Consider the following 24,296-nt stretch of genomic DNA (forward strand, 5'->3'; position numbering starts at 1 on the left):
CGCTACACAGTTGCCAGTTACGCCGCTGGCAGGAAACGCCTCGCATGATCAACAAGATCGTCCAATCAATGGCCGACCTGATGGCTGACATCAAGGACGGCTCCATCGTCCTGCTAGGTGGCTTCGGCGCGGTCGGACAGCCAAATGCGCTGATTGACGGCCTGATCGAGCAGGGTGCCACCGGATTGACCGTCGCCTGCAACAACGCTGGCGCCGGCCATACCGGCCTGGCTCGGCTGATGGAGCTTGGCCGGGTCGGAAAGATCATCTGCTCGTTCCCGCGCAGCTCCGACCCGGTAGTATTCGAGACACTGTATCGCGCCGGCAAGATCGAGCTGGAGATCGTGCCCCAGGGCACCCTGGCGGAGCGGATGCGTGCGGCGGGAGCGGGGGTTCCGGCATTCTTCACCGCAACCGGCGTCGGCACCAAGATGGCGGTGGGCAAGGAACATCGGGAGATCGACGGGCGCACCTACATCCTGGAGCAAGCGTTGCCGGGCGATGTCGGGCTGGTCGAAGCGTGGGAGGCCGATCGCTGGGGCAACCTCACGTTCAAGCAGGCCGGACGCAACTTCAACCCGGTGATCGCTACCGCCGCGGCGCTGACCCTGGTGCAGTCCCAGCACATCCGTGAATTGGGTGAGATCGACCCCGATCACGTGGTCACGCCAGGCATCTTCGTGGACCGCGTGCTGCACGTGCCGTACGGTGATCCGTCGGGGTTCTGATCAGAGGCGCCCCCGCGCGACGGCGCGCCTCGGCAACAACGCGACGGCGCGCCTCGGCAACAAGGAGACGTATCCTATGTCCGCTACCGAATCTGGGTTCAAACCGTTCAGCCGTCAGCAGATGGCGCAACGCGCCGCCTCCGATATCCCCGAGGGATGGTACGTCAATCTGGGCATCGGCATCCCGACCATGATCGCCGACCATGTGCCGTCCGAACGCGAGGTGATCTTCCACTCCGAGAACGGCGTGCTGGGGATGGGGCCAGCGCCGGAGAAGGACAGGATCGAGCCGTGGCTGATCAACGCCGGCAAGCAATACGTCACCATGCGGGCCGGCGGCAGCTTCTGTAACCATGCCGACAGCTTCACGATGATCCGCGGCGGGCATCTCGATCTATGCGTATTGGGCGCGTTCCAGGTCGCCGACAATGGCGACATTGCCAACTGGGCAACCAGCGAGAACGACACCGCGCCGGCAGTCGGCGGGGCGATGGATCTGGCGGCCGGCGCCAAACGGCTGTGGGTGCTGATGGAGCACACCACCAAGGACGGCACGGCCAAGCTGGTGGCGAAGTGCAGCTATCCGCTGACCGCACCGGGCGCGGTGAAGCGCATCTATACCAACCTGGCGACGATCGACGTGACCGAGCGGGGGTTTGTGGTGCTGGGCATGGCGCCAGGGCTGGGGTTCGAGGACCTGCAGGCGCGCACTGAGGCGAAGCTGCACCGCGCGTCCTGATTTTAATCCCGGCCTGACGCGCACCCCTTGTCTGGTGTCCGTCGTTTCATGCGCCTTATGCCCTAAGCCCGTGCCTCGAGAATCATACTGAACGATGTTTCCGCGGCACCCCGGATCGAGCCAAATCCGCCCGCGGTGATCACCTCGCGAAGCTTCGCCTCGCCGGCCTGGTCGCCCAGTGCAGCGCCGACCTCCTGGTCGGGGGATGTTGGCACGCAGACCAGGGTCCCAATGTTTCCCCCCGGCTGTCACTGATGGGAGCTTTTTACGCCGAACCAGGGTCCGAGTCTAAGTCGGGATCGGTGGGTAAGCGGGCACCGGTATACGTTGCGGGCCGCCACGCTACCCGAGAGCCGAAGGTCCGTGATTGGTGTGCAGACACAGACAGCTTTCGACGCGAAAGTTGCTACCGCTCTTGCGGATGACGCTCAGCCGGCTGAGGAGGCGCGGCCGGGTAGGATAACGAGCTTGCCGTGAGCCTGCCCGCTCTGACTGACGTCGAGCGCCGCACGCCAATCCTCAAGGCCAAAGCTGCGAGCCACGGGCACCGTGAACCGTCTCTCAAGGGCAAGCTGGGCGAACTCGCCGAGTACGTCATGACGCAAGGTAGCGTCTTCCCCGAGGCTGCTACGAGCGCCAAGCTGCGAAGCCGCCTCGAAGTCGGTGATCGTCAGGACATGGCGAGGATCGCCGCCGGCGATGCTGATGAGATCAGGCAGCACACCGCTCGCGGGAGCGGTATCCAGAACCAGATCGATGGCTCCGCCGGCGATGTCGATCACTCGATCGACCATCCCGTTGCCGTAGGACGTCACCTTCGCCCCGAAGCCACGCAGTCGGTCAGCGAATGTCTCACCGGCGGTTGCGATCACCGTTGCGCCGCGAATCAGCGCGATCTGCACCGCCGCGAACCCGACTGTCGTCCCCGCCGCATGGATCAGGATTGTTTGGTTCGCGCCAACGTCGAGATTTTCAAGGCTGCGAAACGCCGTCTCGACCGCCATCGGCAACGCGGCCGCCTGGATAAGGTCCAGCCCCGCCGGAACAGGCGTCCAGTGATCCATGATCGCGTAATCCGATGCGCCCGCGCTGGCGCAGCCGGCATAGTCGGCCGTCCCCAAAACATGATCGCCGACGCCGACATCGGTCACCTCCGCGCCAACCGCATCGACAGGGCCGGAAACTTCCAGCCCGATCCCGCGAGGAAGATCACCGGCGAACAGCCCCCGGCAAAGGGCCCAATCGGCAGGGTTGAGCCCGCATGCATGCACGCGGATCCGGACGCGGCCAGAACCCGGGTCGGGAATCGGCGCCTGCTCCAGCCTCAGCACGTCTGCCGGTTCGCCATAGTTGTGGAAGCGAAGAGTCGTCATGGTGGCAGCGCTGGGTTCAAGGTCGGTCATCGCAGGCCTCCGATTGCCTCGTCAGGTGCATCAACGCGAAAATCGTCGTTACGTCTCTGGTCGTTGCTTCTCTCGACCTAGTTTGCATCGGCTTTGACCGCGTTTGCCCGCGGCTCGGCGCCATCGCCTTTGACCGCCTGCTCCAACATGGCTCGGGCGATTTCGCGTTCCCCCATCACCACGGTGGTGGCGCCGTGCTGGCTCAGATGTTCGACAGCGCTATCGAAATGGGCGCGGGCGATGATGTCGATGCCTGGATTGGCCGCGCGCGCCTGCTGCACGATCTGGCCGGCTTCGAACGCATCCGGAATGGCCACCAGCAGCAGTCGTGCCATCGCGAGGTTGGCGGATTTCAGCAACTCGGGATCGGCCGCATTGCCCAGCCGCACCTCGACGCCGCGGTCCCGTAGCGGCTGCACCGCCGCATCGCCGGCCTCCATCACCAGAAGCTTCCAGCCGTTGCGCAGCAGCCCCTCTGCCAGCAAGCTGCCGACCCGGCCATACCCCACCAGCACCGCGTGGCCCTGCAGCGTCGTGACGGGGTGTACGATCGGCGGCGGCGGCACTGCGTGTTTTGCCGCCGATGGGACTTCGGCATGCCTGTCGGCCCACGATTTCATGCGGCCGGCCACCAGGAACAGCAGCGGATTCAGCAGGATCGACAGGATCGAGGCGCCCAGCAGCAAATCGCGCCCGCGTTGATCGAGCAGGCCGAGCCCGATCCCGAGCGTTGCGAGGATGAAAGAGAATTCGCCGATCTGGGCGAGTCCCGCCGCAATCGTCAAAGCCGTGCCGGATGGTTGGCGCAGCAGCCGAAGGGTCAGGAAAGCCACCGTCGGCGTGCCGATGACGACCACGCCAAGCGTCGCCAGCAACGGCAAGGGATCATGTATCAGCACGGTCGGATCGAACAGCATGCCGACCGAGATGAAGAACAGCACGGCGAAAGCGTCGCGCAGCGGCAAGGTTTCCTCGGCCGCGCGCTGACTGAGCTTGGATTCGCTAAGCACCATGCCGGCGACAAACGCGCCCAGGGCAAACGACACTCCGAACAGTTCGGACGCCACGAATGCGACCCCCAGCGCCACCGCCAGCACCGACAGGCGGAACAGCTCGCGTGACCCGGTATGGGCGACGTAATGCAGCACCGCCGGGATCACCCGCCGGCCGATCACCAGCATCAGCGCAACGAAAGCCACGACCTTGCCCAAGGTGACGGCCACGGTGAAGCCTAGTCCGGACAGAGTCAGGGTGGTCGGAGAATTGTTGTTCAGCAACGGCGCGATCACCGGCAGCAGGACCAGTGCCAATACGGTCACCAGATCCTGGATCACCAGCCATCCGACCGCGATATGCCCGCGTTCGGTATCCATGATCCGGCGCTCTTGCAGAGTGCGCAGCAGTACCACCGTGCTCGCCACGCTGACAGCCAGGCCGAAGACCAGTTCGGCGCCGAGGGGAAGTCCCAACAGCCGCGCGACCCCCATGCCCATCGCGGTGGAAAGCGCGATCTGGATCAGCGCGCCGGGAATCGCGACCGCACGCACCGCGATCAGGTCACTGACCGAAAAATGCAGGCCGACGCCGAACATCAACAGGATGACGCCGATCTCGGCCAGTTGCAGAGCCAGGCCTTGGTCGGCCACGAAACCGGGGGTGAACGGCCCAACTGCTACGCCGGCCAGAAGGTAGCCCACCAGCAGCGAGATCTTCAGCCGGTTGGCGAGCGTGCCCAGGATGAAGGCGAGGCAGAGCCCGATGACCAGGATGGCAATAAGCGGGCTCTCGTGGGACATAGCCTTTGGCCTCTGCGTGGCGGATTTTCGAGGTGCGCGCGGCAAGGGTAGCACTTCTGCAGGCCGAGCCGGATTGTCATGCCGTTCGGTCATCGATCCGAAGCATGCCGCTGGTTACGTCGCGGCGATACTATAAGCTTGGCGGAGGTCAACGCGAACCGGCCAGCGGAATCTCCTTCGCCCACTCGCCTGTCTCGCCGGCTGGCACATGCTCAGCCTGACCCCGGCGGATCGCGGAGCTGGCAGGAGGACCTGATGGCGAAACTCGATAACAACGACATTGCGGCCCACAGCGGCGGGTTCATCGCCATGCTGGACGACGCCTTTCGTCGTTACGGCGCGCCGGACGGTCTGCCGGCGCGGTTGCGGGATGCAGTGGCGGCGACACCGCGGCACCGTTTTGTGCATCGCTTCCGTGTCGGCGACGGTGCGTTGCAGGACCTCGACGCCACGCCGGAGCAAACGCTTTCGGCTGTCTATAGCGATCAGGTGATACGCCACGTGGATGCTGACGGTGAGCTGTTGCTCTCGTCCAACTCACAACCGAGCTACGTGCTGTGGCTGCTGAACCTGCTGGCACTCGAGCCGGGGCAAGCGGTGCTGGAGATCGGTTCCGGGTCCGGCTGGTTGGCCGCGATTATGGCACGGCTGGTCGGCCCAGGCGGCAAAGTGGTCGGGGTCGAGCTGATCCCCGACCTGGCGCGGCAGAGCCGGACCGACCTGGCGGAAAGCGGGATCGGCAACGTCGAGATAATATGCGGAGACGGCACGCGAGGGCACGCCGCCGACGCTCCATACCATCGCGCGATCATCACCGCGGCGACATGGGACCCTCCGGCCGTTCTGTTCGAGCAGTTGATCGATGGTGGCCGCGCGCTGGTGCCGATCGAGTTACGCGACGGTAGCGGCTGCGAGGTGACCGTGCTGCGCCGGCAGGGCAACGTTCTGGTCGGCGAGCGCATGATACCTGGCTGGTTCGTCCCGTTGCAGGGCGTTGGGCAAGACCGCGCCGGGGCGTGTCGCCGGCTGGAAACGCTGCCCTTGTGGAACCAGGTGCGTGGTCAACCAATCATGCGTCGGGGTTTGCCGCTCGGGGCGTCGGCACGCCGCGGCCCGACCCCCATCGCGACGCAGTTCCGCGGCTTCCTGGGCCGCACCGAGCCAGGCCAGGTGGCGGCGGCGACGGAGGACGAAGCCAAATGGACGCCCTGGCGCCCGGCGCAAGCCAGCCTGCCGACACCGCCGTTCGGCCTGGTGGACGACGCCGATCGTTCACTCGTGGTGTGGGATGCGGGTGAGTTGCTGATGTACGGCGGTCCAGCGGCCACCCTGCGTCTGGCGCGCGCATATGCAAGCTGGGCGGAGCTTGGACTGCCCGGCCCGGGTGCGTTCGCACTGCGGGTTCAGCCGGCCGATGCCGCGCCGCCTGCCGGCGGCTGGGTGGAGCAGCGAGGGGCGAGCGCGCTTGCCTGGCGGCTGAAGCCTGATGCGGCGACTTGGCGCGACCTGCTTGGCGGCGCCGGGCAGCCGCCGGGCGAATAGGGATGTCTTCCAGGGTTTGGACGATCCCCTACAGCGGCTCGGTATCCAGCGCGTAACCGGCGGTGCGCACGGTGCGCACGACATCCAGTTCCTGCTCGCCGTTTATCGACTTTCGCAGGCGGCGGATATGCACGTCCACCGTTCTTGGTTCGACATGGATGTCCGGCCCCCACACCGCGTCGAGCAGTTCCTCACGCGAGAACACCCGGCGCGGGTGAAGCATGAAGAATTCCAGCAGCCGGAACTCGGTGGGGCCGAGATGCACCCGGCGCTGGTTGCGGGTGACCCGATGCGACGCCAGGTCCATTTCGATGTCGTGGAAACCAAGTTGTCCCTTGACCGGAACGGCGTTGGAGCGGCGCAGCAACGCGCGCATGCGGGCCAGCAGAGCCTCGATATTGAATGGTTTGGTGATGTAATCGTCGGCCCCGGTGTTCAGGGCGCGCACCGCGTCCTGGTCCTCGGTGCGGGCGGTGACCATGATCACCGGCAGGTCGCGGGTCGCGGCGCGGCGGCGGATCTGGCGGCAGACCTCGATGCCCGACATGATCGGCAGCATCCAGTCCAACAGAACCAGATCGGGTTGGGATTCGGCGATGCGGGTCAGCGCTTCCTGTCCATCACCGGCTTCCTCGACCCGGAAACCCTGCTTTTCAAGATTGTAGCGCAACATGGTGGCAAGCGGCGCCTCGTCCTCCACCACCAGCACAAGGGGCTTTGGCAGGCTGGACATACTGTCAAGCATGGTGGTCTCCGCTATACCTGAGCGCACGATCGAGGTCTCCTGCCCGCACGGTTAACTCACGATTGGAACTAATCCTTCGGCCGGACGACGGTATATGCGGAATGATCGCCCTTGGGTCGGACGTCGGGTATCGCCTCGCCCTCCACGGCGTAATACACCGTTTCGGCGATATTGGTGGTGTGATCGCCGATCCGCTCAAGGTTCTTGGCGATGAACAGCAGGTGGGTGCAGGGCGTGATGTTGCGCGGATCTTCCATCATGTAGGTGATCAGCTCGCGGAACAGCGCGTTGTAGATGTCGTCCACCACGCGGTCGGAGCGCCAGACCACGATCGCCTTGGCGGTGTCGCTGGACCCCAGGGCATCGATGATCGACTTCAACTGGTCTTGCACCAGATGCGCCATGTGGGCGAGACCGGCCAGCGAGTAGGGTAGCCTGAATTGACCAAGCACCATGCTTCGCTTGGCGACGTTGGCGGCGTAATCGCCGATCCTTTCAAGGTCGCCGGTGATCTTCAGCGCGGCCACGACTTGGCGCAGATCTCCGGCCATCGGCTGGCGCAGCGCCAGCATTCGAATGACGAACTGCTCGACATCGCGTTCCAGCTCATCGACCTTGGGGTCGTCCTCCACTGCGCGGGTTGCCGCCGCGCTGTCACGGTTCATGATCGCCTCGGCGGCAAGCGCGACCTGGCTTTCAACGATGCCGCCCATCTCGGTCAGCATGTCGCGCAGCCGCTTCAGATCGTTATCAAAACTCTTCACCAGGTGCTCGGTCGAATTGGACATCGGGAGGGACCTTTCCAGCTCAGCCGAACCGGCCGGTGACGTATTCCTGGGTGCGCTTCTGTTTTGGCGAAGTAAAAAGTTGCGCCGCCGGAGCGCATTCGATCATTTCGCCGAGGTAAAAGAAAGCCACCTGATCGGCGCAGCGAGCGGCCTGCTGCATGTTGTGGGTGACGATGGCGATGGTGAAGTCGTGCTTCAGTTCGTCGATCAGTTCCTCGATCTTCAAGGTGCTGATCGGATCCAGCGCGCTGGTCGGTTCATCCAGCAGGATGACCTCGGGTCGCACGGCGATGGTGCGGGCGATGCACAGCCGCTGCTGCTGGCCACCGGACAGACCCATGGCAGAAGTTTGCAGGCGATCCTTGACCTCACCCCATAGCGCGGCGCGGGTCAGCGACCACTCGACGCGTTCCTCCATCGCGGACTTCGACAGGCGTTCGTGCAGCTTGACGCCGAAAGCGATGTTGTCATGGATAGTCATCGGGAACGGGGTCGGCTTCTGGAATACCATGCCGATGCGGGCGCGCAGGGCGTTCAGATCCATCTTCGGATCGATCAGGTTGTCGCCGTCCATCATCGCCTCGCCGGTGGCGCGCTGGCCCGGATAGAGGTCATACATCCGGTTGAGCACGCGCAGCAGAGTGGATTTGCCGCAGCCGGACGGTCCGATCATGCCGGTGACCTGACGCTCCGGAAGGTCCAGCGCGATGGCTTTCAGCGCCCGGTGATCACCATAGAAGAAGTCAAGGTTGCGGATCGCGATGCGTGTTTCGTTCATCGCCGCGTTGGAACGCGCCTGGATGCCGCCCATGATTTCGATCTTGCCAGCTTGATCCTGGCCAGCTTGATCCTGGCCAGCTTGATCCTGGCTTGATGTCGCCGTTGCGCTCATAGTCACCTCATTTCGCCCGACGCAGCACCAGCCGGGCCGCGATGTTGATAGCCAGCACGCCGACAGTAATCAGAAGCGCGCCGACCCAGGCGAGCTGCACCCAATCCTGGAATGCCGATCCGGCATATTGGTAGATGGTGACCGGCAGGCTAGCCATCGGTCGCCCCAGGCTGAGCGACCAGTTTAGGTTGCCCAGGCTGGTGAACAGCAGCGGCGCGGTTTCCCCGGCAATGCGCGCCACCGCCAGCAAGATGCCGGTGGCGATGCCCTGACGGGCGGCGCGATAACAGATCAGCACGATCATCTTCCACTTCGGCGCGCCCAGTCCGATGGTCGCCTCGCGCAGCGACGGCGGGATCAGCCCCAGCATGTCTTCCGTGGTGCGCACGACGATGGGGATGACGATGACCGCCAGGGCCAGGCAGCCGGCGATTCCGGAGAACCCGCCCAGCGGTTCGACCATCAACTGGTAGATGAACAGGCCGATCAGGATTGAGGGCGCCGACAGCAGCACGTCGGACACGAATCGGACGGCGTTGGCCAATGCCGACCCATGGCCGTACTCGGCCAGATAGGTGCCGACCATGAGGCCGATCGGCGTGCCGACCGCGGTGCCGATGGCGGTCTGGATCAGGCTGCCGACGATCGCATTCAGCAGCCCGCCGCTGGATCCAGGCGGCTTGGTGCTGTTGGTGAACACGCCGAGCGACAGACCGGTGACGCCGCGCGAGATCAAGGTCAACAGTATCGAGGCCAGCAGCCCGAGGCCGATCAGCGTGGCGAGCAGGCAGGCCGCCTTGATCAAGCTGTCGGCGCGGCGGCGGCGCACCCCAAGCGAGCGAGCGACATGGAAATTCTTGGCAGCGCCCGGGATGGCGGCTTGCGTGGTTGTGGTCGCGCTCATGTCACACTGTCATATCTTAGGCCGTCATACCTTAAGCCTGGGCCGCAGCAGCGTGCGCGAAATCGCCAAGACGATGAACGAGATGACGAACAGGATAAAGCCCAGAGCCAGCAGCGAGGCCAGCTTGAGGCTGCCGGTGGGGCTTTCCGGAAACTCCAGCGCCACCAGGGATGCGATGGTGTTGCCGGAGGAGAACAGGCTAGGCGAGATCCGGTTGGCGTTGCCGATCACGAAAGTGACCGCCATGGTCTCGCCCAGCGCCCGCCCGAGGCCCAGCATAATGCCGCCGACAACCGAAACCCGGGTGTAGGGCAGAACGATCGAGCGCATCACCTCCCACGTGGTGCAGCCGACGCCGTAGGCAGATTCCTTGAACACCGGAGGTACCGTGTCGAATACGTCGCGCATCGTGGCGGCGATGAAGGGGATGACCATGACCGCCAGGATCAGCGCGGCGGTGATGATGCCGGTGCCGAACGGCGGGCCCGCGAACAGGTCCTGCAGCACCGGAATGCCGTCGAACAGGTTGATCATCGTCGGCTCGACGGTGCTCGACATGATCGGCACGATGACGAAGAAGCCCCACATGCCATAGATGATCGACGGCACCGCGGCGAGCAGCTCGACCGCCGTTCCGACCGGCCCGCGCAGCCATGACGGCGACAGCTCGGTCAGGAAGAAAGCGATGCCGAAGGCCAGCGGCGTCGCCAGCAACAGCGCCAGTACCGAGGTCAGCAGGGTGCCGTAGATCGAGACGCCGGCGCCAAACACCTGGCGGACCGGGTTCCACTGGGTGGAGAACAGGAAACCCGGTCCGAACTGGCGAAAGGCCGGCAGTCCGCCGATGAACAGCGACAGGATCAGGCTGCCAAGCAGCAGCAGGACGAAGATGCCGGAGATGCGAGCGGCGGCTTCGAACAGCCTGTCGCCGATGCCTGACCTGCGGCTGGTCAACTCGGGGACGGAATCAGCTACCGCTTGGCTCACTGGGCTAAACCCTGCCTTCACATGGTGCCCGGCACCGCCTTCTGCCATTCCGCCCGGATCGCGGTATGCACGCTATCGGGCAGCGGTATATACAGCAGGCCCTTGGCGATGTCGCTGCCGTGGGTGAATCCCCAGTCGAAGAACTTCTTCACCGCGCCGCTCTGGGCCGGATTCTTCGGGTCGATCGGCAGCAGCACAAAGGTGGCGGATTCGATCGGCCAGCTTGCCTCACCCGGCTGATTATTGAGATCGATAGCGAAATTCTGCACCTTCGACCAGTCGGCACTGGCGGCGGAAGCCTCGAACGCGGCCATCGTCGGTGCCACGAACTTGCCGGCCTTGTTCTTCACCAGCGCGGTGGTCAGGTGGTTCTGCGTGGCGTAGGCGCTTTCATCGTAGCCGATGCCGCCGGGAATCTGGCGCACCGTGCCGGCGACACCGTCGCTGCCCTTGGCGCCCGCGCCGCCCGGCCAACTGACGCTGGTCGAGGACCCGACCTTGTCCTTCCACTCAGGGCTCTGCATGCCAAGGTAGTCGGTGAACACGAAGGTGGTGCCGGACCCATCGGCCCGGTGCACCGTGGCGATCGACAGGCTGGGCAGTTTCAGGCCGGGATTGAGCGCGGCGATCGCCTTGTCGTTCCACTTGGTGATAGTGCCCAGATAGATGTCGGCCAGCACCGGGCCGGTGAGCTTGAGCTCGTTGGTTTTGATGCCGGGAAGATTGACGATGATGTCGACGCCACCGATCACGGTGGGAAACTGCATGAGTTTATGGGTGGTCAACTGATCCGCCGCGACCGGCATGTCGGAGGCGCCGAAATCGACCGTGCGGTTGTTGATCTGGTTGATGCCGGCGCCCGACCCGATCGCCTGGTAATTCAACGTGACCCCAGTCGCAGTTTTCGAGGCATCGCCCCATTTCGAATAGATCGGGGCGGCGAAGGTCGATCCGGCTCCGGTGATCTGCTGCGCCTGGGCGGCGGATACGGTGAGACCGGCCAGGCCAATGGCCATGACCGCTGCGGCAAATTTCATTTGTGGTTCCTCCTCGGGGGGATCGCGATAGGCGCGAAGTCATCGTAGGAGGCAATGGTGATAGCCATATTGCAATTTTGTGACAGTTGGATGACAGCGGCGTCGGATGGCGGGTTCGGATGTGGACGTCAGGAACCTAGGCTCAGTTGTATCCCCAGAACCCGCTCTGACCGGTCGCGGGCCCAATGCTGGGCCCGTACGAAGTGCCCGTGGTGGAGACGCCCGGGTTTGGCGATGTGTCCGGCGTCTGCCCAGGGGGGGAGGCCGGCGGCGGCGGCGGTGGCCCACCAGGGCCGGTGATGCCGAGCGAGCCGGGACCCGCGGAACAGCCGGCCAGGACGATCAGCAGGGCGGCAGCCAGGATCACGCGCATGTGTGGAGCTTGCGCCGAGATTACGCCGCCTGTCCACTATTCACGATTGTCGCGACATGATCGTTGGGCCGCGGGACCTGGTTCAAACGATGTGATTGATCAAGTATAGAACTTTCGCTGGACCTAAAGTGACGAAGGGGATGGAAATTGTGTCTCCATCGGACCCGAGTTACACTGTCGTTCAAAATGTCCATTGGCTTCTGGAGGGCACGATGACCCGCGTGGTCGAGGTAAGCAAACGGGCGTGGAATTTCTATTCTGTCTACGGTTTTGCCGAGACCGCCAAAGTGGCGTCGCGACGAATGCGCGGCGGGCTGGGCCTGCCTTCCGCAAGGCAGAAAGCCGATGACGAACACCACAAAGCCGTTGATGCCAGGTTCGATCGCGTGCTGGGAACAGATACCGGAGGTGAGTTCCATCTGGATCGGCTGAACGTCCTCGGTGACAATTGGACGGCCGGCGTGGGTTACCTGGCGAGCGACCCGGTATGGATTGAACAAGCGCTGCTCTGGCTTGCCCTGGACTGGTCGCAATTCACCTTTCTCGATCTCGGATCGGGAAAGGGCCGGGCTTTACTGATCGCTCGGCAATATTCTTTTCGGAGAATTGTTGGGGTCGAATTCGCTGAGGAGTTGCATCGGGTTGCCTGCCGCAATTTTTCTGGCCTCAACGACGCCCGTTGCGAGCTTGTTCTCGGTGACGCCACGACGTATGAAGTCCCGTCCGAACCTCTGGTAGTTTACCCTTATAACCCGTTCAGACCACCCTTGCACGGACGGGTTGCCGACCGGCTGGCCGCATCCTGGAGGCGGTATCGCCGGCCGATCCATGTCGTCTACGCCTACCCCGCGCATCTGAGCGACTGGCTGCAGGCGGGCTGGGTGGAGACTTACAGCGCCACCGATTTCGTTGTGCTGCGACCGGTGGATGACTCCGCCGCCGGGTGACCGGTCCCTCGGCCTGCTGCTTCGGGCCAAATTCGGTGGGAAAGACAGGTATTGATGAAGTCGCCCGAGAGTTCGGCAATCCGCTTATGCATACTGTAGTGATTCAGGGCGTGATCAAGTTCCGGCACAACGATCATCGAGCTGCCAGGGAATTCATGTTCGCAGTTAAAGTCCCTGCCAAACTCATTGAAGAACTCGAATAGCCCGGTATCTCCTGGGGCAAACATAAAAAGCGTTTTTACGCCGCGACGTGACAACGTATCCATCGCCCGTCGGCTAAAGGTGATCCAGCCGATGGAGTAAGACGATCCAATCGTCTGAGCAAGCTTTGTGACTGTTTTCAGTGTCTTGTCATTGAGTCGCTGCAACTGCGCGAGCATCAACGTGTAAATGCTAACCTCACGCTTGAGCACCCGTCGCCAGACATTTTTCTTGATCGTCTTTTTGATGAAGTGGCCCAGCCCGAACGATTTGTATTTGGCAAAGTCGATGGATTTATCTAATCGCCAGACAAAAAGCGGCATGTTAACCAGTAAAATCGCATCGATTCTTTGTTCGGTCAACGCGGCGCGCCAGACATGGTAAGCCCCGGAACAGATCCCGTGAACGGCGAAGTCCGTGAAGCCGATCTGTTGCATTGCATCAACAGCCGCGACGATGTCAGGTGTTCGGTCGGTTTCAAACGTCGAACTGACGAGGTCTTCACGACCGATGGGTCCAAGGCTATCGCCAAGTCCGGAAAAGTCGATGCGAAACGAGGCTATTCCTTGGATAGCCAGAACGCGGGCGAAATTCACGGCGCCTCGGGATACCCCATAGTGTGGATTTCTCCCGGTATTGGCTATAATCACCACCCTTGCACAGTTGCCCAGTCTTGGTCTGGATAAAATACCGAACAGGTGGTTGCGCGGTCCGAAACGGATCGGCGTTTCGATCCAGCTGTCGGAAGCAATCGAGGTTTCGGATATACAGTCGATCATCCGGGTGTGGATGGCCGAGGTCCGAGCCGACGTATCGATATCCGGTGGCATGGCTTGGCACAGCCATCCGATGACCTTAGAAAAATCAGCGTTGCTCATGGTATCAGGATCATGGCGGAGTATTTCTTCCAGGCCGGTAAAGGCCTCCAGGCTGACCTTCACACCAAGCTTCCGCCAAGCATCACAGCAATCAGAGATCGCAGTGGAAGTGCCATGTGAGAAAATGACGACTTGCTGTTCGGAATTGAGCTTGACATGCCGTAGGTCGACTTGGACGATCCGTTGGACTGTTTCGGCCGAAAGTTGTACGTCATTAAAGTCGAGATGCTTATTTGCCTTTAATCCATTTTGCAGTTGGGCTTCCACAAACAACTGGCGTATATAGGGACGACCGCGGGTAACGGGTGCAAGCAATATCAAGCCTGAAATATCGCTACGTTGCCCGGCGGTCAATGTCGCGAGAGCGGCACCGATTCTGAGACCCACGAGGACCAGGTGCCGCGCACCGGTCGCGGTCCGCAACCAGTCCGCCATCTGGTCAACGCTGTTCAGCCAGGCCGCCAAGCTTTCTTGATCTTCGATGTCGCCTGAATCACCAGTACCAGGATAGTGATATCGCATGGTGGGATAGCCGGCGTCGGCCAGGTTGTCTGCAAGTACACGGAAAGCTTGATAGGAATCCCGGGCGTCTTTATCTAGCCCGGTACAAATGAGTACAGCCACACTGCCTGCGGAAGTTTCACGATTTGTGTGTAGCCACCCAAAACAATTATTTACGATAACCGGCTGCACAGCCGTTTTCCTCTTAGGTAGCAATTTTTCTCGCCGCAAGCATCATCTGCGCCGGCGGTAGCATCGAGGCGTTGCATCCATTGCCAAACGCTTTGTCCCTCTGAAGCGACGTTCCTGTGGAGCCGGCAGACGTCTCACCAACCCTGGCGTGCTCACTCGGTTTGTCCCTGGTCATCAACGTTTATTCTATATCACTCAATAGACCGCGGAATAAGGCGGTGTGTATCTAATCCCGCGAAGTTGATTCGGCGGCGCTTGCAGCCGACTTTGGTGTCGGCGTTGTGGAACCAACGCTGAAGGCACCGATTGCCCAGACGGGTCGTGTGGGTTGCCCGAACCCGGCAAGAATGAAACTGCGAGTATTTGTTGGTTCGGAGCGGACTTTTCTGACCATCGCTCGCCGGGAATGCGTCGCCGGCCAATCTGCTAATCTGCATTTGTGGCGGCGACAAATACGCATGTCGTTTCGCTGCGTCGTCGGGGATGTTATTTCAATAAATAATGAGTGGTTTCTTCCAAGATATCTCGAAATCCTACAGCAACGACATAGTAGATTACAGAATATTACTGAATATTTCTTTCAAATTTCCTTGAACGTTAATTCTGCTGACTGTATGGATGGCTCGGTTCGCAGGCAATAGGAGTTGCCTCGACGGAATAGTCCAACGACGTTTAAGGATACCTCAATGACTAAGACAGCGACTGTTCAACTTGGCGCTTACATTGGCTATCCTATATCTGGCGACAGTTCAACCACGGCGGCCGCCCAGGCGGATTTCAATTCATTCACCGCAGCGATGGGCCAGGCGCCGACCGTGCTGGATGAGTATTGCGACTATACCCAGCCCGAAACAAACTGGGTGGGTCAGATGAGCTGGCTGGCAGGCTCGCTAGCCGGCAACGTCTGGACATCCGCGGCGTCCGGCATCATTCCCGACATCGGCATTCCAATGGCGTCGTCCGCCAACGGTGAGACCGCCGATCAGTCTTTTCAAAAGATCATCAGCGGAAGCGAGGATTCAATCTTCAACGGAATCTTCCAGGATTGGGCGAACGACGGCTACAAGACGTTCTCGATCCGGCCGGGCTGGGAGATGAACGGCACCTGGTATCCGTGGGCCGTCAACAGCGGCAATGTGTCGGATTTTACCGCTGCATTCCAGCACATCGCCTCGCTAGCCCACAATTTCGCCGGAGCGAACATTCAAGTCATCTGGTGCCCTAGTCAGGGAGATTTTGGCGGCGGCGTCAGCCCGGCCCAGCTTTACCCGGGAAGCAGCTATGTCGACCAAATCGGCATTGATACCTACGGCAAACCAATTGGTGGCGATGTCCCGAATGGTTCGCCAAGCAGCCCAAATGACTACACACTGGCCACCGCGATTAAGATGGCGGAGACCAACCAAAAGCCGCTTTCCATTCCCGAAACCGGTGGACTTGACACCACATTCGCGGCCGAGCTCGGCGGCGTGGTGGCAAATGCCGAGACCAACGGAGGTCTGAAGGTCGCCTCGGTCAACATTTGGGACGTTCCTGGCGGTGCCAGCGGCGGCACGCTTGAGTGGTCGAATAACGCGACCTATTCGGCGGCGTGGAAGAACGCGTTCGACGAGATCACGGCGGCGGGTAATCTTCCGGCCCCGACGCCGACTCCGACACCTGCGCCGGCCCCGACGCCGACACCTGCGCCAACGCCGACGCCGACCACGGCTGATACCCTGACGCTTTTCATGTCCGAGGATGCGTGGAAAGGCGACGCCCAGTTCGTTGTCCAGGTGGACGGACACCAGGTCGGTGGTACGCTGACCGCCTCGGCACTGCAGGCGGCGGGCGACAGCAAGGTTTTCAACCTCGCCGGCAACTGGGGCCCAGGCGGCCATGACGTTCGGATCCAGTTCATCAATGACGCCTACGGCGGCACGCCGTCCACTGATCGAAATCTGCATGTCAACGCCATCGCCTACGATGGGACGACTTACGCGGGCACAACCGCCGGCCTGGATTCGAACGGATATCGTGATTTTTCGGTCGCCGGGGTCACCCCGACGTCCGCTCCGCCCGCGGATGTGCTGACGCTTAAGCTATCGGAGGACGGCTACCAGGGCGATGCGGATTTCGAGTTGACGATCGACGGAAAGCAGATCTCGACACCGCAACCGGTCACCGTCCTGCACAGTTCAGGCGGCTGGGAAAGCATCGCCTTCGCCGGCAACTTTGGTGCTGGGACGCACACAATCGGTGTAACATTCACCAACGATCTTTATGGTGGCACCCCGAGCACCGACCGGAATCTTTATGTGAACGGCATCGATCTCAACGGCACCCACTATGGCAGCGGGGTCACACCGCTCATGTCCACAGGCGACACCGCCACTTACCGCCTGACCACGGCGCACTGATCAGCGGTCGGGCTTGTGCTGCTGGCGGCGGCGGAGCAGTCCGTCACCTGTCGTCGGACCTGAGCGGCACTTCGACGATGCGGCTGCCTCTGGCGCGATCTCAACCAATGCTGGGTTCACCGCGGACCTTCCAAGCGGCCCCGACTGGTTCTACAACATCGATCGGTCTTCGCGTGCGGGATACGCAAGATGTGGTCAAACCCATGATACCAACCCTGACCAGGCGAAGCCTGTTGAGCGCCGCGGGGTCGCATTTGCTGTTCGTGCAGAACCATGTGAATGCGGGGGCGTCGGCGGTGGGGACCGCGTCCGCGGCGTCGGCGAGACCACTGATACCGCTTGGGGCTTATTTCGGCATGCCGAACGGAAAAGCCGGCGGCCCCAGCTCACTGTATCCGGGTTTCCGCGCACAATGGGATGGTTTCGTAAGGGTCATGGGACGGGCGCCGACGGTTTACCTGTGGTTCAACGATCAGACCGTGGCACCGGACGGTTCCTTCAGTTGGATGCAGCAGGGTCGCTACGGTGCCGCGGTGATGCGAAGCGACAGCCGTACGGCTGGCATCATCCCCGCCATCGGCGTTCCCTTCGCGTTCCGGACCTCGCGAGGCCTGAATAGTGTCTTCAGCCAGATCGCCCTCGGTCTCTATGACCAGCAGATCACCGGAATGCTTGGAAACTGGCGCAGCGGCGGTTACAGCGTCCTGTATCTGCGCCCGGCATGGGAATTCAACCTGCCTCAGTTCTCGCCAGTCGATCGACAAAATCTACCCAGTTTTCTTGCCGCGTGGCGGCGGTTCTACGCAGTGGTCCATGACTACGCGGATGCAAATGACATGCGGATCAAGGTCATCTGGAACCCGAACGTCGGCCAGAACCAGAATGATTATTCCCTTACGGTGGCGCAGCAGTATCCTGGGGATGACTATGTCGATGTGATCGGCATGGACATCTACGGCAAGCCAGCGGACGGCAACGCCGATCATTATCCGGATCTGGTGACTTCGGACCCGACATATTATTTGATCTCATCACTTCTGCCGATGGCCAAAGCCAGCGGCAAATCGATCGCATTTTGCGAGATGGGCGGCACGGACATAGTCTTCGCGACGAAGTTCATCACAGTTCTGAGCCATTCGCCGGTGCCGATCGAGTTCATCACGATGTGGGATCTGGACGACGCCTCTGGCAAAGAGTCGTGGAGCAATCCCGCGGACCATCAGGCCGCGCTGGCTAGCCTATGGGCTGCGGCGCTTGGCGCCAATGGCACGTTACGCAATCCCTGAGCACAGTCGCGGGGGGGGGCGAGGGGCGATTATTTGGTGCAGACAATCAATGAAAACCACGCCAGGCTGCGGGGCTCAGGAACCGCCAGCAGCACTGTGTCGATGGCATCGAACACCGCACGGACGGTTTGACCATCGCGAAGCGTACGAAAACAGCAGTGCCAGCAGCGCAGTCAGGCCGAAATGTTGCAGCGCAACGGAGAGAGAGAGCTTTCCTGCATGGTCATAATATAGGTTTTGGCCAGCGGATGCTCATCGACGGTGCGCGCATTCGGCGTCAACATGCGGTAGAGGCCAATGATCGGATTTGTCCCCATCGGCTCCCAAAACACGGCGTTGCCGTCGGGCCGCAGGACACGGGCTACCTCGCGTGATGCCTGTCGCGTATCAAGATGATGGATGATTCCAATGCCGAACACCGAACTGACATCCGCCGAACGCCAGATTCGTCGTACCCATGACTTTATAGTGCGCGTTTGGGGCGGAGTTGTCGGCCTTTGCGGTGTTGATCGCGACATCTGAAATGTCGATTGCCTCGATCTGCCTTGCAAGCGGCGCGATCTGCTGCTGCGTCACGGCGGCATTGGCGCAGCCATGCTCAAGCACTTCGGCGCCGGTTGCGAAGCGCCGGGCGGCTCGGTTGTAAGCCTCGGCTCTGGGCGCGATCGCCCAGTAGAATTTGTCCTGAGCCGACCGGTTGTCCCCGACCGCTAATCTCGCATTTATGGAAGTTACGCTCACTAACCATCCGCTCGGTCGTCCCAATCATATCGTAGAGGCTCGCCGATGATCCAATAAACGACCATAGTCTGCAATTCTTGATTCGTCAATTGTGTTTTGCTCTTTCGTCAATAACGCAATTGCCCAAAGGAATATTGAACTTATGCTATATTGTTGGCCTCCCCCAAGCGCAGGCGTTTTGGGGTCTTTGCCACGAAATGCAATCTACTACTTCTAGTTGTATAACTTAATGTTTATATTGATCATAAGTCGTAGTTCAACACTTTTTTGCTCAAGGGTTAACTCAGAGCACATTTTTTTTCAACTTAAGGTAGGCCTGAGCATTGGGTAAGGACGACGAACCCTGAACTTATTGAGAGCGAGGACAATCACTCTTTATCGCTCCAAGCAGAAGTGGGTAAGATCAAGCTATGGATCAGCCTGTTACTCCGCACTGGCCGTGCGTTACCCGTCCGGCCGATGCGGAAGTTGTATTCTCGAAACGTCCATTTCATCACTTGCAAGAAATGAATTTGGGTTCCGAGGATGATGCGCATTCGCTATTTACGGTGGTTCGGTATCGCGGCTCCGCGCTGGGGTGGGATGACTTCGCGATTCGCTGCGGGGGATCGTTTAGGACTGCCTACCCTGCAGGCCGGATCGCCCAGATCGGTTGGGGCTGTCACCGATTGACGCGCCTGATGATTCTTCGCGACGGCATCCGTGTCGGCCAGACCGCTGTTGCGGTAGGTCTGGTGAATCGTTACTTCGTTGAAGGAATTCAAATGTTTCCGGGCACCCCCTCGCGGTGGCGATCGATAATGCAGGCGGTGCTGCGATTTCTCGGTCCAGGCAATTACCGTTACGGGTCGCCCTGGAGCCTGGAACCGGCGCGGGATCGGGACCTGCTGGCGATCGGACAAATATGCATCAAGTCAAGTCATCCGATCGACGTTTTCGCGATCGACTTCGCTCGATGGCCAAGTTGGGAAGACTATCTGAAGGCCGTCAGCAGCAATGCCAAGCGCAATGCCAAGAAAGCGATGCGCACCTTTGATGATCTCAGCTTTGATCACCGAACAGGCCTCGGATGTTTGCGCCATGCCGGGCCGCATGTACGGCTGCGTTATGGGCTGTACACGCGCAAGCGACTCAGCCCGAGAGTTTTGCGGTTCGCCACACGTTTCACTGTGCGGGTGTCGGTGCTCAAACGACGCTGTTTCAGTATTACCGCGACGGGCGCCGGCGAGGTCATTGCCGCATTTGGCGGCATCCGTTTTGGAAGCAACGTTTACTATCTGGAATCGAGCGCGCGGAAAAACAACAATGGCGTTTCCTGGCTGATGATGCTGCGGTTGATAAAGCAATCGTATCAGCGGGCTCCCGCCGGCGCCTTCGTGACGGGATATCACCGACATGGCACGCCGCTTTCGCCCGGCCTCGAGGTCTTTCGTGCGCAATGTTGCGCCGTAGCGCACCCCACGAGCGAGATTCTTTTTAGCTATGCCGCAACGGAACCCGCTCAACCTCAGCAGCGCGATCAATCGAAGAGTGGGCGCTATCTGCGTTTGATTCGGGGGCTTTTTTCGAGGCTTTCGTCCTGCACTGGGAACGAGACCGCGGTATCGCAAAGATCCGATTGGCCGCGGTTCCGGGCAGATTTGGCGCCGATCGAGGCGGCGCGGGTTCCGGCTCGCGGCTTTGACCATGGCGGGCGTCCTGCTCGCTCAGCGCTGGACGGTGAGGTTTTCAGTGTCTCCAGGCCAGGATAGGGACATCCATGCGAACCGCTGCGCCGAAGCCGTCATCGTCAAGCGTGCTGACCATCCTGGCGAGACGCAAGACAGCAATCATTCTCGTCGGGCTGATCACCGCCAGCCTGGCGTTTGGCATATCACGCTTGTTGCCGCCGCAATTCAGCAGCGAAGGCCGCCTGATGGTCGAGGGTCGGGCCGTCGACCCGTCGAGCAGTGTCGCCGGTCCCAGCTCGGCGGCGATCACACAGATCGATGTGCTGGAATCAATCGGACTATTGCGTAAAGTTAACGCCAAATACGACCTTGTCCACATGCCGGGTCTGCACCCAGAAAATCCGGTTGGGACCTGGATCGCCGGCCACGTCGAAAAGGCTAAAAACGTCCTTCGATCGTTGCTCGGCACAACGCCGATGATTCCGGACAATACGCAGCGGACACTTGACTACGTGCGCAAGCACCTCTTGGTAAAAGCCAACGACAACAGCAACGTGATTTCGGTGCGGTTTACCGCCGGTGATCCCCAGGTCGCGGCACGGGTGGTGAATGCGGTGATGGGCACCTATCTGGAAACTTTGGAAGCGGCGCGGCACGCGCAGATGCTGGGCGTCGATCAATTCGTCGACCGCAACATGATCGCTGCGCGGCGACAGGTTGATGACGCCGAGGCAAAACTCGCCGCGTTTGTTGCCGGGCATCCGGTGCTCGACCAACAGGGTAATTCGTCGGCGACGATTCAACTCTCGACAGATTCGGCGCAGCTTGCCAAGGCGACCGAGGAACTGGCCTATAACCAGGTGGCGCTGGAAACCATACGCGCGGGCAACCTCGGGGACGCACAGGAAGTTCTGAACTCCAAAGTGATCCAATCGCTGAAAGAATTGCAAGCGCGCACTGAACAACAGATTAGCGCGCTGTCCGAAAATGATCCGCGTCGGCGCGCGCTGCAGCAAAGTGTTGCCGGATTGAAGCTGCAGATCAACCGCGAGGCATCGGCCATCATGGCATCGTTGAAGCGCAATTACCAAGCCGCCAAGGCCAAGGTTGGGCTGTTGCAGACGACCGTGCAGCGGGATATCGACAGCAACCAGGCGACGATCGTCGCGGCGTCGCGGTATCGGCAGTTGGCGGAAGATGTCGGCGGCAAACGGCAGGTCTATATCGCCTTTTTGACGCGGGCTGATCAGATGCGGGTCGCCGCGATGCAAGGGTCGACGGCATATATTCTTTTTGCCGCGGTCCCGCCAACGCTTCGCGACCATGCGTTTGGAATCGTATCGCTGGTACTTGGGTTCCTCGGCGGCGCCGGCGTGATGACCGGCATTCTTACAGTGCGCCACACCACCTCGACTAGGGTGAATTCATCCACCGACCTGGCCGATTTTCCAGTGTTTGGCAGCCTGCCGGAGTTGAAATTCAAGAACGGTTTGATGGTTGGCACGCCGCAAGTCATGTCGCAGATTACTGAGACCTTCCGAGCGTTATGGTTGGCTGTTGCCTCGAAGGATTCGGGTAGCACTATCCTGGTCACCTCCAGTGAAGCCGGCGAAGGCAAGAGCACCATCGCGATCGAGTTTGCTCGACGTCTGGCCAACGATGATTTTCGGGTTCTGCTGATTGATGGCGACATGCGCCGTCCGCGTTTGTCATCGGCGTTTGATCTGCTCTCGGATCACACGCTTGAAACGCTGCTGGAGGGGCAATCAACGTTTGAGCAAGCGCGAGTTCGCGTGCAACCAGGTTTGGACTGCCTGATCGCCAAGGGTGGTGCGGCCAATCCGCTGAAGTTGGCGTCATCGCCGCAGTTGGAGGCGCTGGTTGCTGACGCGAAGAAGAATTATGACTTCGTCGTTATCGATGCGCCGCCGGTGCTGCATGTCGCCGAACCCACAGTGCTATCGCGGCTCTGCGAACGGATCATTCTGGTGGTCGAGGCCGGTCGGGTGCGAACCGAGTTTGTCGATGAGGCGGTGAGCCGTTTCTTGCCCGAGGATCAGGCAAAGCTTATGTTGTTGCTGACCCGCGTGCGGCCAATCTACCTCAGCAAGGTGGATGCCTACAGCGGTTATGCGGTCGCATCCTGACAGGGTCGGTCATGCGCATTCTGTTCATCACCACGCGACCGCCGTATGGACGTATGACTGGGCATAAGATGGGTTTGCGCACCTATGTGCAAGCGCTGCAGGCAATGGGTCACACCGTGATCGTTGCGTCGTTCGCGATCCCGGGCGACGAGGTGGCACCGGCGGATAATGATCTTGGGGCGGAGACTCATTTTCTGGCGCTCCCATCGAGGCGGCGGATCCTTGGCAACATCTTGCGCCAGCACTTGACGAATACGCTGAGCCTCAATGAATGCCTTTACGTCTGTCCGGCAGCGGCAGAGCACATTAATCAACTGATCGACCGCCGTTCGATCGACTTCGTGTTCGTCGACATGATCCGCACCGCTCGTTATGGCCAGCAGGCAAAACGCCCCTGGATGCTGGACCATGACGATCTTCTGTCCGAACGCTACGCGGCTTGGGCGTCCAAACAAGGCAGCGAGCAGAAGGCGATCCTGGGTTACCTGGAACCAGTCATTCCGAAATCCCTGCATGCGCCGACGCGATGGGTTTTCCAGCGATTGTTGCGGCGCGAGGCGCGCATCCTCGCCAAGCGCGAACTTTATTGGACCCAACAGGCCCCAGCCAGTAGCTTGCGAACCGACCAAGAAGTGACGCTGCTTCGCCGGCACTTGCCCAGCGCCCAAGTTTATCGCATGTCGGTGTCCGTTCCGATTCCCCCGCGCACCGCCGGCGAACTTGCACGCCGGCCCATGGATTGCATGTTTATCGGCGGTCTGACCTATCAGCCCAACCTCGATGCGCTGATCGCCTACTTAAGGGATATCGTGCCCGCCTTCGAGCGGATGAATATAACGGTTCCGACCCTTAAAGTCATCGGCGCCGCGCCCGCGGAATTGCGTCAGCAGGTGATGCATCCTCGGCTGGAATTTCTTGGCTATGTGCCGGATGTCACAGCTGAACTGCAGGCCGCGCAGTGCTTTTTCGCTCCGATCGTTTCGGGTACGGGGGTCAAGATCAAGGTGCTTGAAGCGCTGGCAGCGGGAGTGCCAGTCATCGGTTATCCGATGGGGTTGTCGGGAATCAATGGTCAGCCCGGTCGGGATTTCCTTCTGGCCGAGACGGCAAGCGATTTTGTCCGGTGTTTCAAGCGTCTGCGCGACGACCCCGAGTTTGCTGTCGCGGTGGGCGTGGCGGGCCGGGCGTTGGCGATCAAGCAGCATAGCCTGGACGCAGCGGTGAACGTGTTGCGACCAGAGCTCGAGATGGCATTTCGGCGCCTGGGTCTGGCGTCGGGATTGGCGCCGACCACCCCACCGTCGCCGGATCTGGTATCACCCGATCTGGCTTTACCGGGCCTGGCACCGGGTCTGGCCTAGACGAAAATGTATCTTGCACGGTCCGACAGTTGGCCGGTT

The 24,296-nt window shown here is 61.0% G+C and carries 21 protein-coding genes; 9 read left to right on the forward strand and 12 right to left on the reverse strand.

Annotated elements, in window-relative coordinates:
• The first annotated feature begins 44 nt into the window (after window positions 1-44).
• Together ACQY4Y_RS17940 and ACQY4Y_RS17945 are read left to right on the forward strand one after the other, a co-directional pair.
• Window positions 45-728: a 3-oxoacid CoA-transferase subunit A gene (locus ACQY4Y_RS17940; protein ID WP_428491948.1), complete on the forward strand. Its 684-nt coding sequence runs from the start codon at window positions 45-47 to the stop codon at window positions 726-728.
• A gap of 76 nt (window positions 729-804) precedes the next feature.
• Window positions 805-1,467 (forward strand): 3-oxoacid CoA-transferase subunit B, encoded by a 663-nt coding sequence (locus ACQY4Y_RS17945; protein ID WP_428491949.1) that lies wholly within the window; start codon window positions 805-807, stop codon window positions 1,465-1,467.
• Window positions 1,468-1,529: 62 nt separating this feature from the next.
• On the opposite strand, the gene ACQY4Y_RS17950 is transcribed toward ACQY4Y_RS17945, so the two are convergent.
• The 3 genes from ACQY4Y_RS17950 to ybaL all read right to left on the reverse strand — a co-directional run bounded on the left by ACQY4Y_RS17950 (window position 1,530) and on the right by ybaL (window position 4,666).
• Window positions 1,530-1,682: a hypothetical protein gene (locus ACQY4Y_RS17950; RefSeq protein ID WP_428491950.1), complete on the reverse strand. Its 153-nt coding sequence runs from the start codon at window positions 1,680-1,682 to the stop codon at window positions 1,530-1,532.
• 213 nt (window positions 1,683-1,895) lie between these two features.
• The gene (locus ACQY4Y_RS17955; RefSeq protein ID WP_428491951.1) at window positions 1,896-2,870 is read right to left on the reverse strand and encodes an NADP-dependent oxidoreductase; all 975 of its coding nucleotides are present in this window, start codon (window positions 2,868-2,870) and stop codon (window positions 1,896-1,898) included.
• A 77-nt stretch (window positions 2,871-2,947) separates the two neighbouring features.
• Window positions 2,948-4,666 carry a YbaL family putative K(+) efflux transporter gene (gene ybaL / locus ACQY4Y_RS17960; RefSeq protein WP_428491952.1) on the reverse strand — a complete coding sequence of 573 codons (1,719 nt, stop codon included), beginning with the start codon at window positions 4,664-4,666 and terminating at the stop codon, window positions 2,948-2,950.
• A gap of 255 nt (window positions 4,667-4,921) precedes the next feature.
• On the opposite strand from ybaL, the gene ACQY4Y_RS17965 reads away from it, so the two are divergent.
• Complete coding sequence (locus ACQY4Y_RS17965; protein WP_428491953.1) at window positions 4,922-6,208, forward strand: protein-L-isoaspartate O-methyltransferase family protein; 1,287 nt, start codon at window positions 4,922-4,924, stop codon at window positions 6,206-6,208.
• Between the two features lie 28 nt (window positions 6,209-6,236).
• Here the strand turns inward: ACQY4Y_RS17965 and phoB are convergent, their stop codons facing one another.
• The 6 genes from phoB to pstS form a co-directional block, all read right to left on the reverse strand.
• Window positions 6,237-6,953, reverse strand: a complete 717-nt coding sequence (gene phoB / locus ACQY4Y_RS17970; protein WP_428491954.1) for a phosphate regulon transcriptional regulator PhoB — start codon at window positions 6,951-6,953, stop codon at window positions 6,237-6,239.
• Between the two features lie 68 nt (window positions 6,954-7,021).
• Window positions 7,022-7,741, reverse strand: coding sequence for a phosphate signaling complex protein PhoU (gene phoU / locus ACQY4Y_RS17975; protein ID WP_428491955.1), 720 nt, complete (start codon window positions 7,739-7,741; stop codon window positions 7,022-7,024).
• 19 nt (window positions 7,742-7,760) lie between these two features.
• Complete coding sequence (gene pstB, locus ACQY4Y_RS17980; protein ID WP_428493669.1) at window positions 7,761-8,552, reverse strand: phosphate ABC transporter ATP-binding protein PstB; 792 nt, start codon at window positions 8,550-8,552, stop codon at window positions 7,761-7,763.
• 88 nt (window positions 8,553-8,640) lie between these two features.
• Complete coding sequence (gene pstA, locus ACQY4Y_RS17985; protein WP_428491956.1) at window positions 8,641-9,537, reverse strand: phosphate ABC transporter permease PstA; 897 nt, start codon at window positions 9,535-9,537, stop codon at window positions 8,641-8,643.
• 24 nt (window positions 9,538-9,561) lie between these two features.
• The gene (pstC, locus tag ACQY4Y_RS17990; protein ID WP_428491957.1) at window positions 9,562-10,524 is read right to left on the reverse strand and encodes a phosphate ABC transporter permease subunit PstC; all 963 of its coding nucleotides are present in this window, start codon (window positions 10,522-10,524) and stop codon (window positions 9,562-9,564) included.
• A gap of 17 nt (window positions 10,525-10,541) precedes the next feature.
• On the reverse strand, window positions 10,542-11,561 hold the full coding sequence (gene pstS / locus ACQY4Y_RS17995) for a phosphate ABC transporter substrate-binding protein PstS (protein WP_428491958.1): 1,020 nt from the start codon (window positions 11,559-11,561) through the stop codon (window positions 10,542-10,544).
• Between the two features lie 501 nt (window positions 11,562-12,062).
• On the opposite strand from pstS, the gene ACQY4Y_RS18000 reads away from it, so the two are divergent.
• The gene (locus ACQY4Y_RS18000) at window positions 12,063-12,881 is read left to right on the forward strand and encodes a class I SAM-dependent methyltransferase (RefSeq protein ID WP_428491959.1); all 819 of its coding nucleotides are present in this window, start codon (window positions 12,063-12,065) and stop codon (window positions 12,879-12,881) included.
• Here ACQY4Y_RS18000 and ACQY4Y_RS18005 read toward each other — a convergent pair.
• Window positions 12,824-14,653, reverse strand: a complete 1,830-nt coding sequence (locus tag ACQY4Y_RS18005) for an alpha/beta hydrolase (protein WP_428491960.1) — start codon at window positions 14,651-14,653, stop codon at window positions 12,824-12,826. The two genes, ACQY4Y_RS18000 and ACQY4Y_RS18005, sit on opposite strands and share 58 nt — an antisense overlap.
• A gap of 815 nt (window positions 14,654-15,468) precedes the next feature.
• Here ACQY4Y_RS18005 and ACQY4Y_RS18010 point away from each other — a divergent pair.
• Window positions 15,469-17,052, forward strand: a complete 1,584-nt coding sequence (locus tag ACQY4Y_RS18010; protein WP_428491961.1) for a carbohydrate-binding domain-containing protein — start codon at window positions 15,469-15,471, stop codon at window positions 17,050-17,052.
• A gap of 233 nt (window positions 17,053-17,285) precedes the next feature.
• Entirely contained in the window at window positions 17,286-18,338 is a 1,053-nt protein-coding gene (locus ACQY4Y_RS18015) for a glycosyl hydrolase (RefSeq protein WP_428491962.1), read from the forward strand.
• A gap of 173 nt (window positions 18,339-18,511) precedes the next feature.
• Here the strand turns inward: ACQY4Y_RS18015 and ACQY4Y_RS18020 are convergent, their stop codons facing one another.
• On the reverse strand, window positions 18,512-18,757 hold the full coding sequence (locus ACQY4Y_RS18020; RefSeq protein ID WP_428491963.1) for a hypothetical protein: 246 nt from the start codon (window positions 18,755-18,757) through the stop codon (window positions 18,512-18,514).
• Window positions 18,726-19,079, reverse strand: coding sequence for a hypothetical protein (locus ACQY4Y_RS18025; protein WP_428491964.1), 354 nt, complete (start codon window positions 19,077-19,079; stop codon window positions 18,726-18,728). Before ACQY4Y_RS18025 ends, ACQY4Y_RS18020 begins: the two co-directional genes overlap by 32 nt.
• 410 nt (window positions 19,080-19,489) lie before the next feature.
• Here ACQY4Y_RS18025 and ACQY4Y_RS18030 point away from each other — a divergent pair, with 410 nt between their 5' ends.
• Genes ACQY4Y_RS18030 through ACQY4Y_RS18040 form a run of 3 tightly spaced genes read left to right on the forward strand, consistent with a single transcriptional unit; the run spans window position 19,490 to window position 24,257 of the window.
• Window positions 19,490-20,830 (forward strand): hypothetical protein, encoded by a 1,341-nt coding sequence (locus ACQY4Y_RS18030; RefSeq protein ID WP_428491965.1) that lies wholly within the window; start codon window positions 19,490-19,492, stop codon window positions 20,828-20,830.
• Window positions 20,831-20,838: 8 nt separating this feature from the next.
• The gene (locus ACQY4Y_RS18035; RefSeq protein ID WP_428491966.1) at window positions 20,839-22,896 is read left to right on the forward strand and encodes a GumC family protein; all 2,058 of its coding nucleotides are present in this window, start codon (window positions 20,839-20,841) and stop codon (window positions 22,894-22,896) included.
• Between the two features lie 11 nt (window positions 22,897-22,907).
• Complete coding sequence (locus ACQY4Y_RS18040) at window positions 22,908-24,257, forward strand: glycosyltransferase (RefSeq protein WP_428491967.1); 1,350 nt, start codon at window positions 22,908-22,910, stop codon at window positions 24,255-24,257.
• The last annotated feature ends 39 nt before the right edge of the window (window positions 24,258-24,296 follow it).

The sequence above is a fragment of the Rhodopila sp. genome, assembly GCF_965277165.1.
Taxonomy (GTDB): domain Bacteria; phylum Pseudomonadota; class Alphaproteobacteria; order Acetobacterales; family Acetobacteraceae; genus Rhodopila.

Bases quoted from the DNA above. Each gene is read 5' to 3' on its own strand.
- ACQY4Y_RS17945 (WP_428491949.1), top strand. From the start codon at position 805: ATGTCCGCTACCGAATCTGGGTTCAAACCGTTCAGCCGTCAGCAGATG.
- ACQY4Y_RS17955 (WP_428491951.1), bottom strand. From the start codon at position 2,870: ATGACCGACCTTGAACCCAGCGCTGCCACCATGACGACTCTTCGCTTC.
- pstA (WP_428491956.1), bottom strand. From the start codon at position 9,537: ATGAGCGCGACCACAACCACGCAAGCCGCCATCCCGGGCGCTGCCAAG.
- phoB (WP_428491954.1), bottom strand. From the start codon at position 6,953: ATGCTTGACAGTATGTCCAGCCTGCCAAAGCCCCTTGTGCTGGTGGTG.
- phoU (WP_428491955.1), bottom strand. From the start codon at position 7,741: ATGTCCAATTCGACCGAGCACCTGGTGAAGAGTTTTGATAACGATCTG.
- ACQY4Y_RS18030 (WP_428491965.1), top strand. From the start codon at position 19,490: ATGGATCAGCCTGTTACTCCGCACTGGCCGTGCGTTACCCGTCCGGCC.
- pstS (WP_428491958.1), bottom strand. From the start codon at position 11,561: ATGAAATTTGCCGCAGCGGTCATGGCCATTGGCCTGGCCGGTCTCACC.
- ACQY4Y_RS18040 (WP_428491967.1), top strand. From the start codon at position 22,908: ATGCGCATTCTGTTCATCACCACGCGACCGCCGTATGGACGTATGACT.
- pstB (WP_428493669.1), bottom strand. From the start codon at position 8,552: ATGGGCGGCATCCAGGCGCGTTCCAACGCGGCGATGAACGAAACACGC.
- ACQY4Y_RS17940 (WP_428491948.1), top strand. From the start codon at position 45: ATGATCAACAAGATCGTCCAATCAATGGCCGACCTGATGGCTGACATC.
- ybaL (WP_428491952.1), bottom strand. From the start codon at position 4,666: ATGTCCCACGAGAGCCCGCTTATTGCCATCCTGGTCATCGGGCTCTGC.
- ACQY4Y_RS17965 (WP_428491953.1), top strand. From the start codon at position 4,922: ATGGCGAAACTCGATAACAACGACATTGCGGCCCACAGCGGCGGGTTC.
- ACQY4Y_RS18035 (WP_428491966.1), top strand. From the start codon at position 20,839: ATGCGAACCGCTGCGCCGAAGCCGTCATCGTCAAGCGTGCTGACCATC.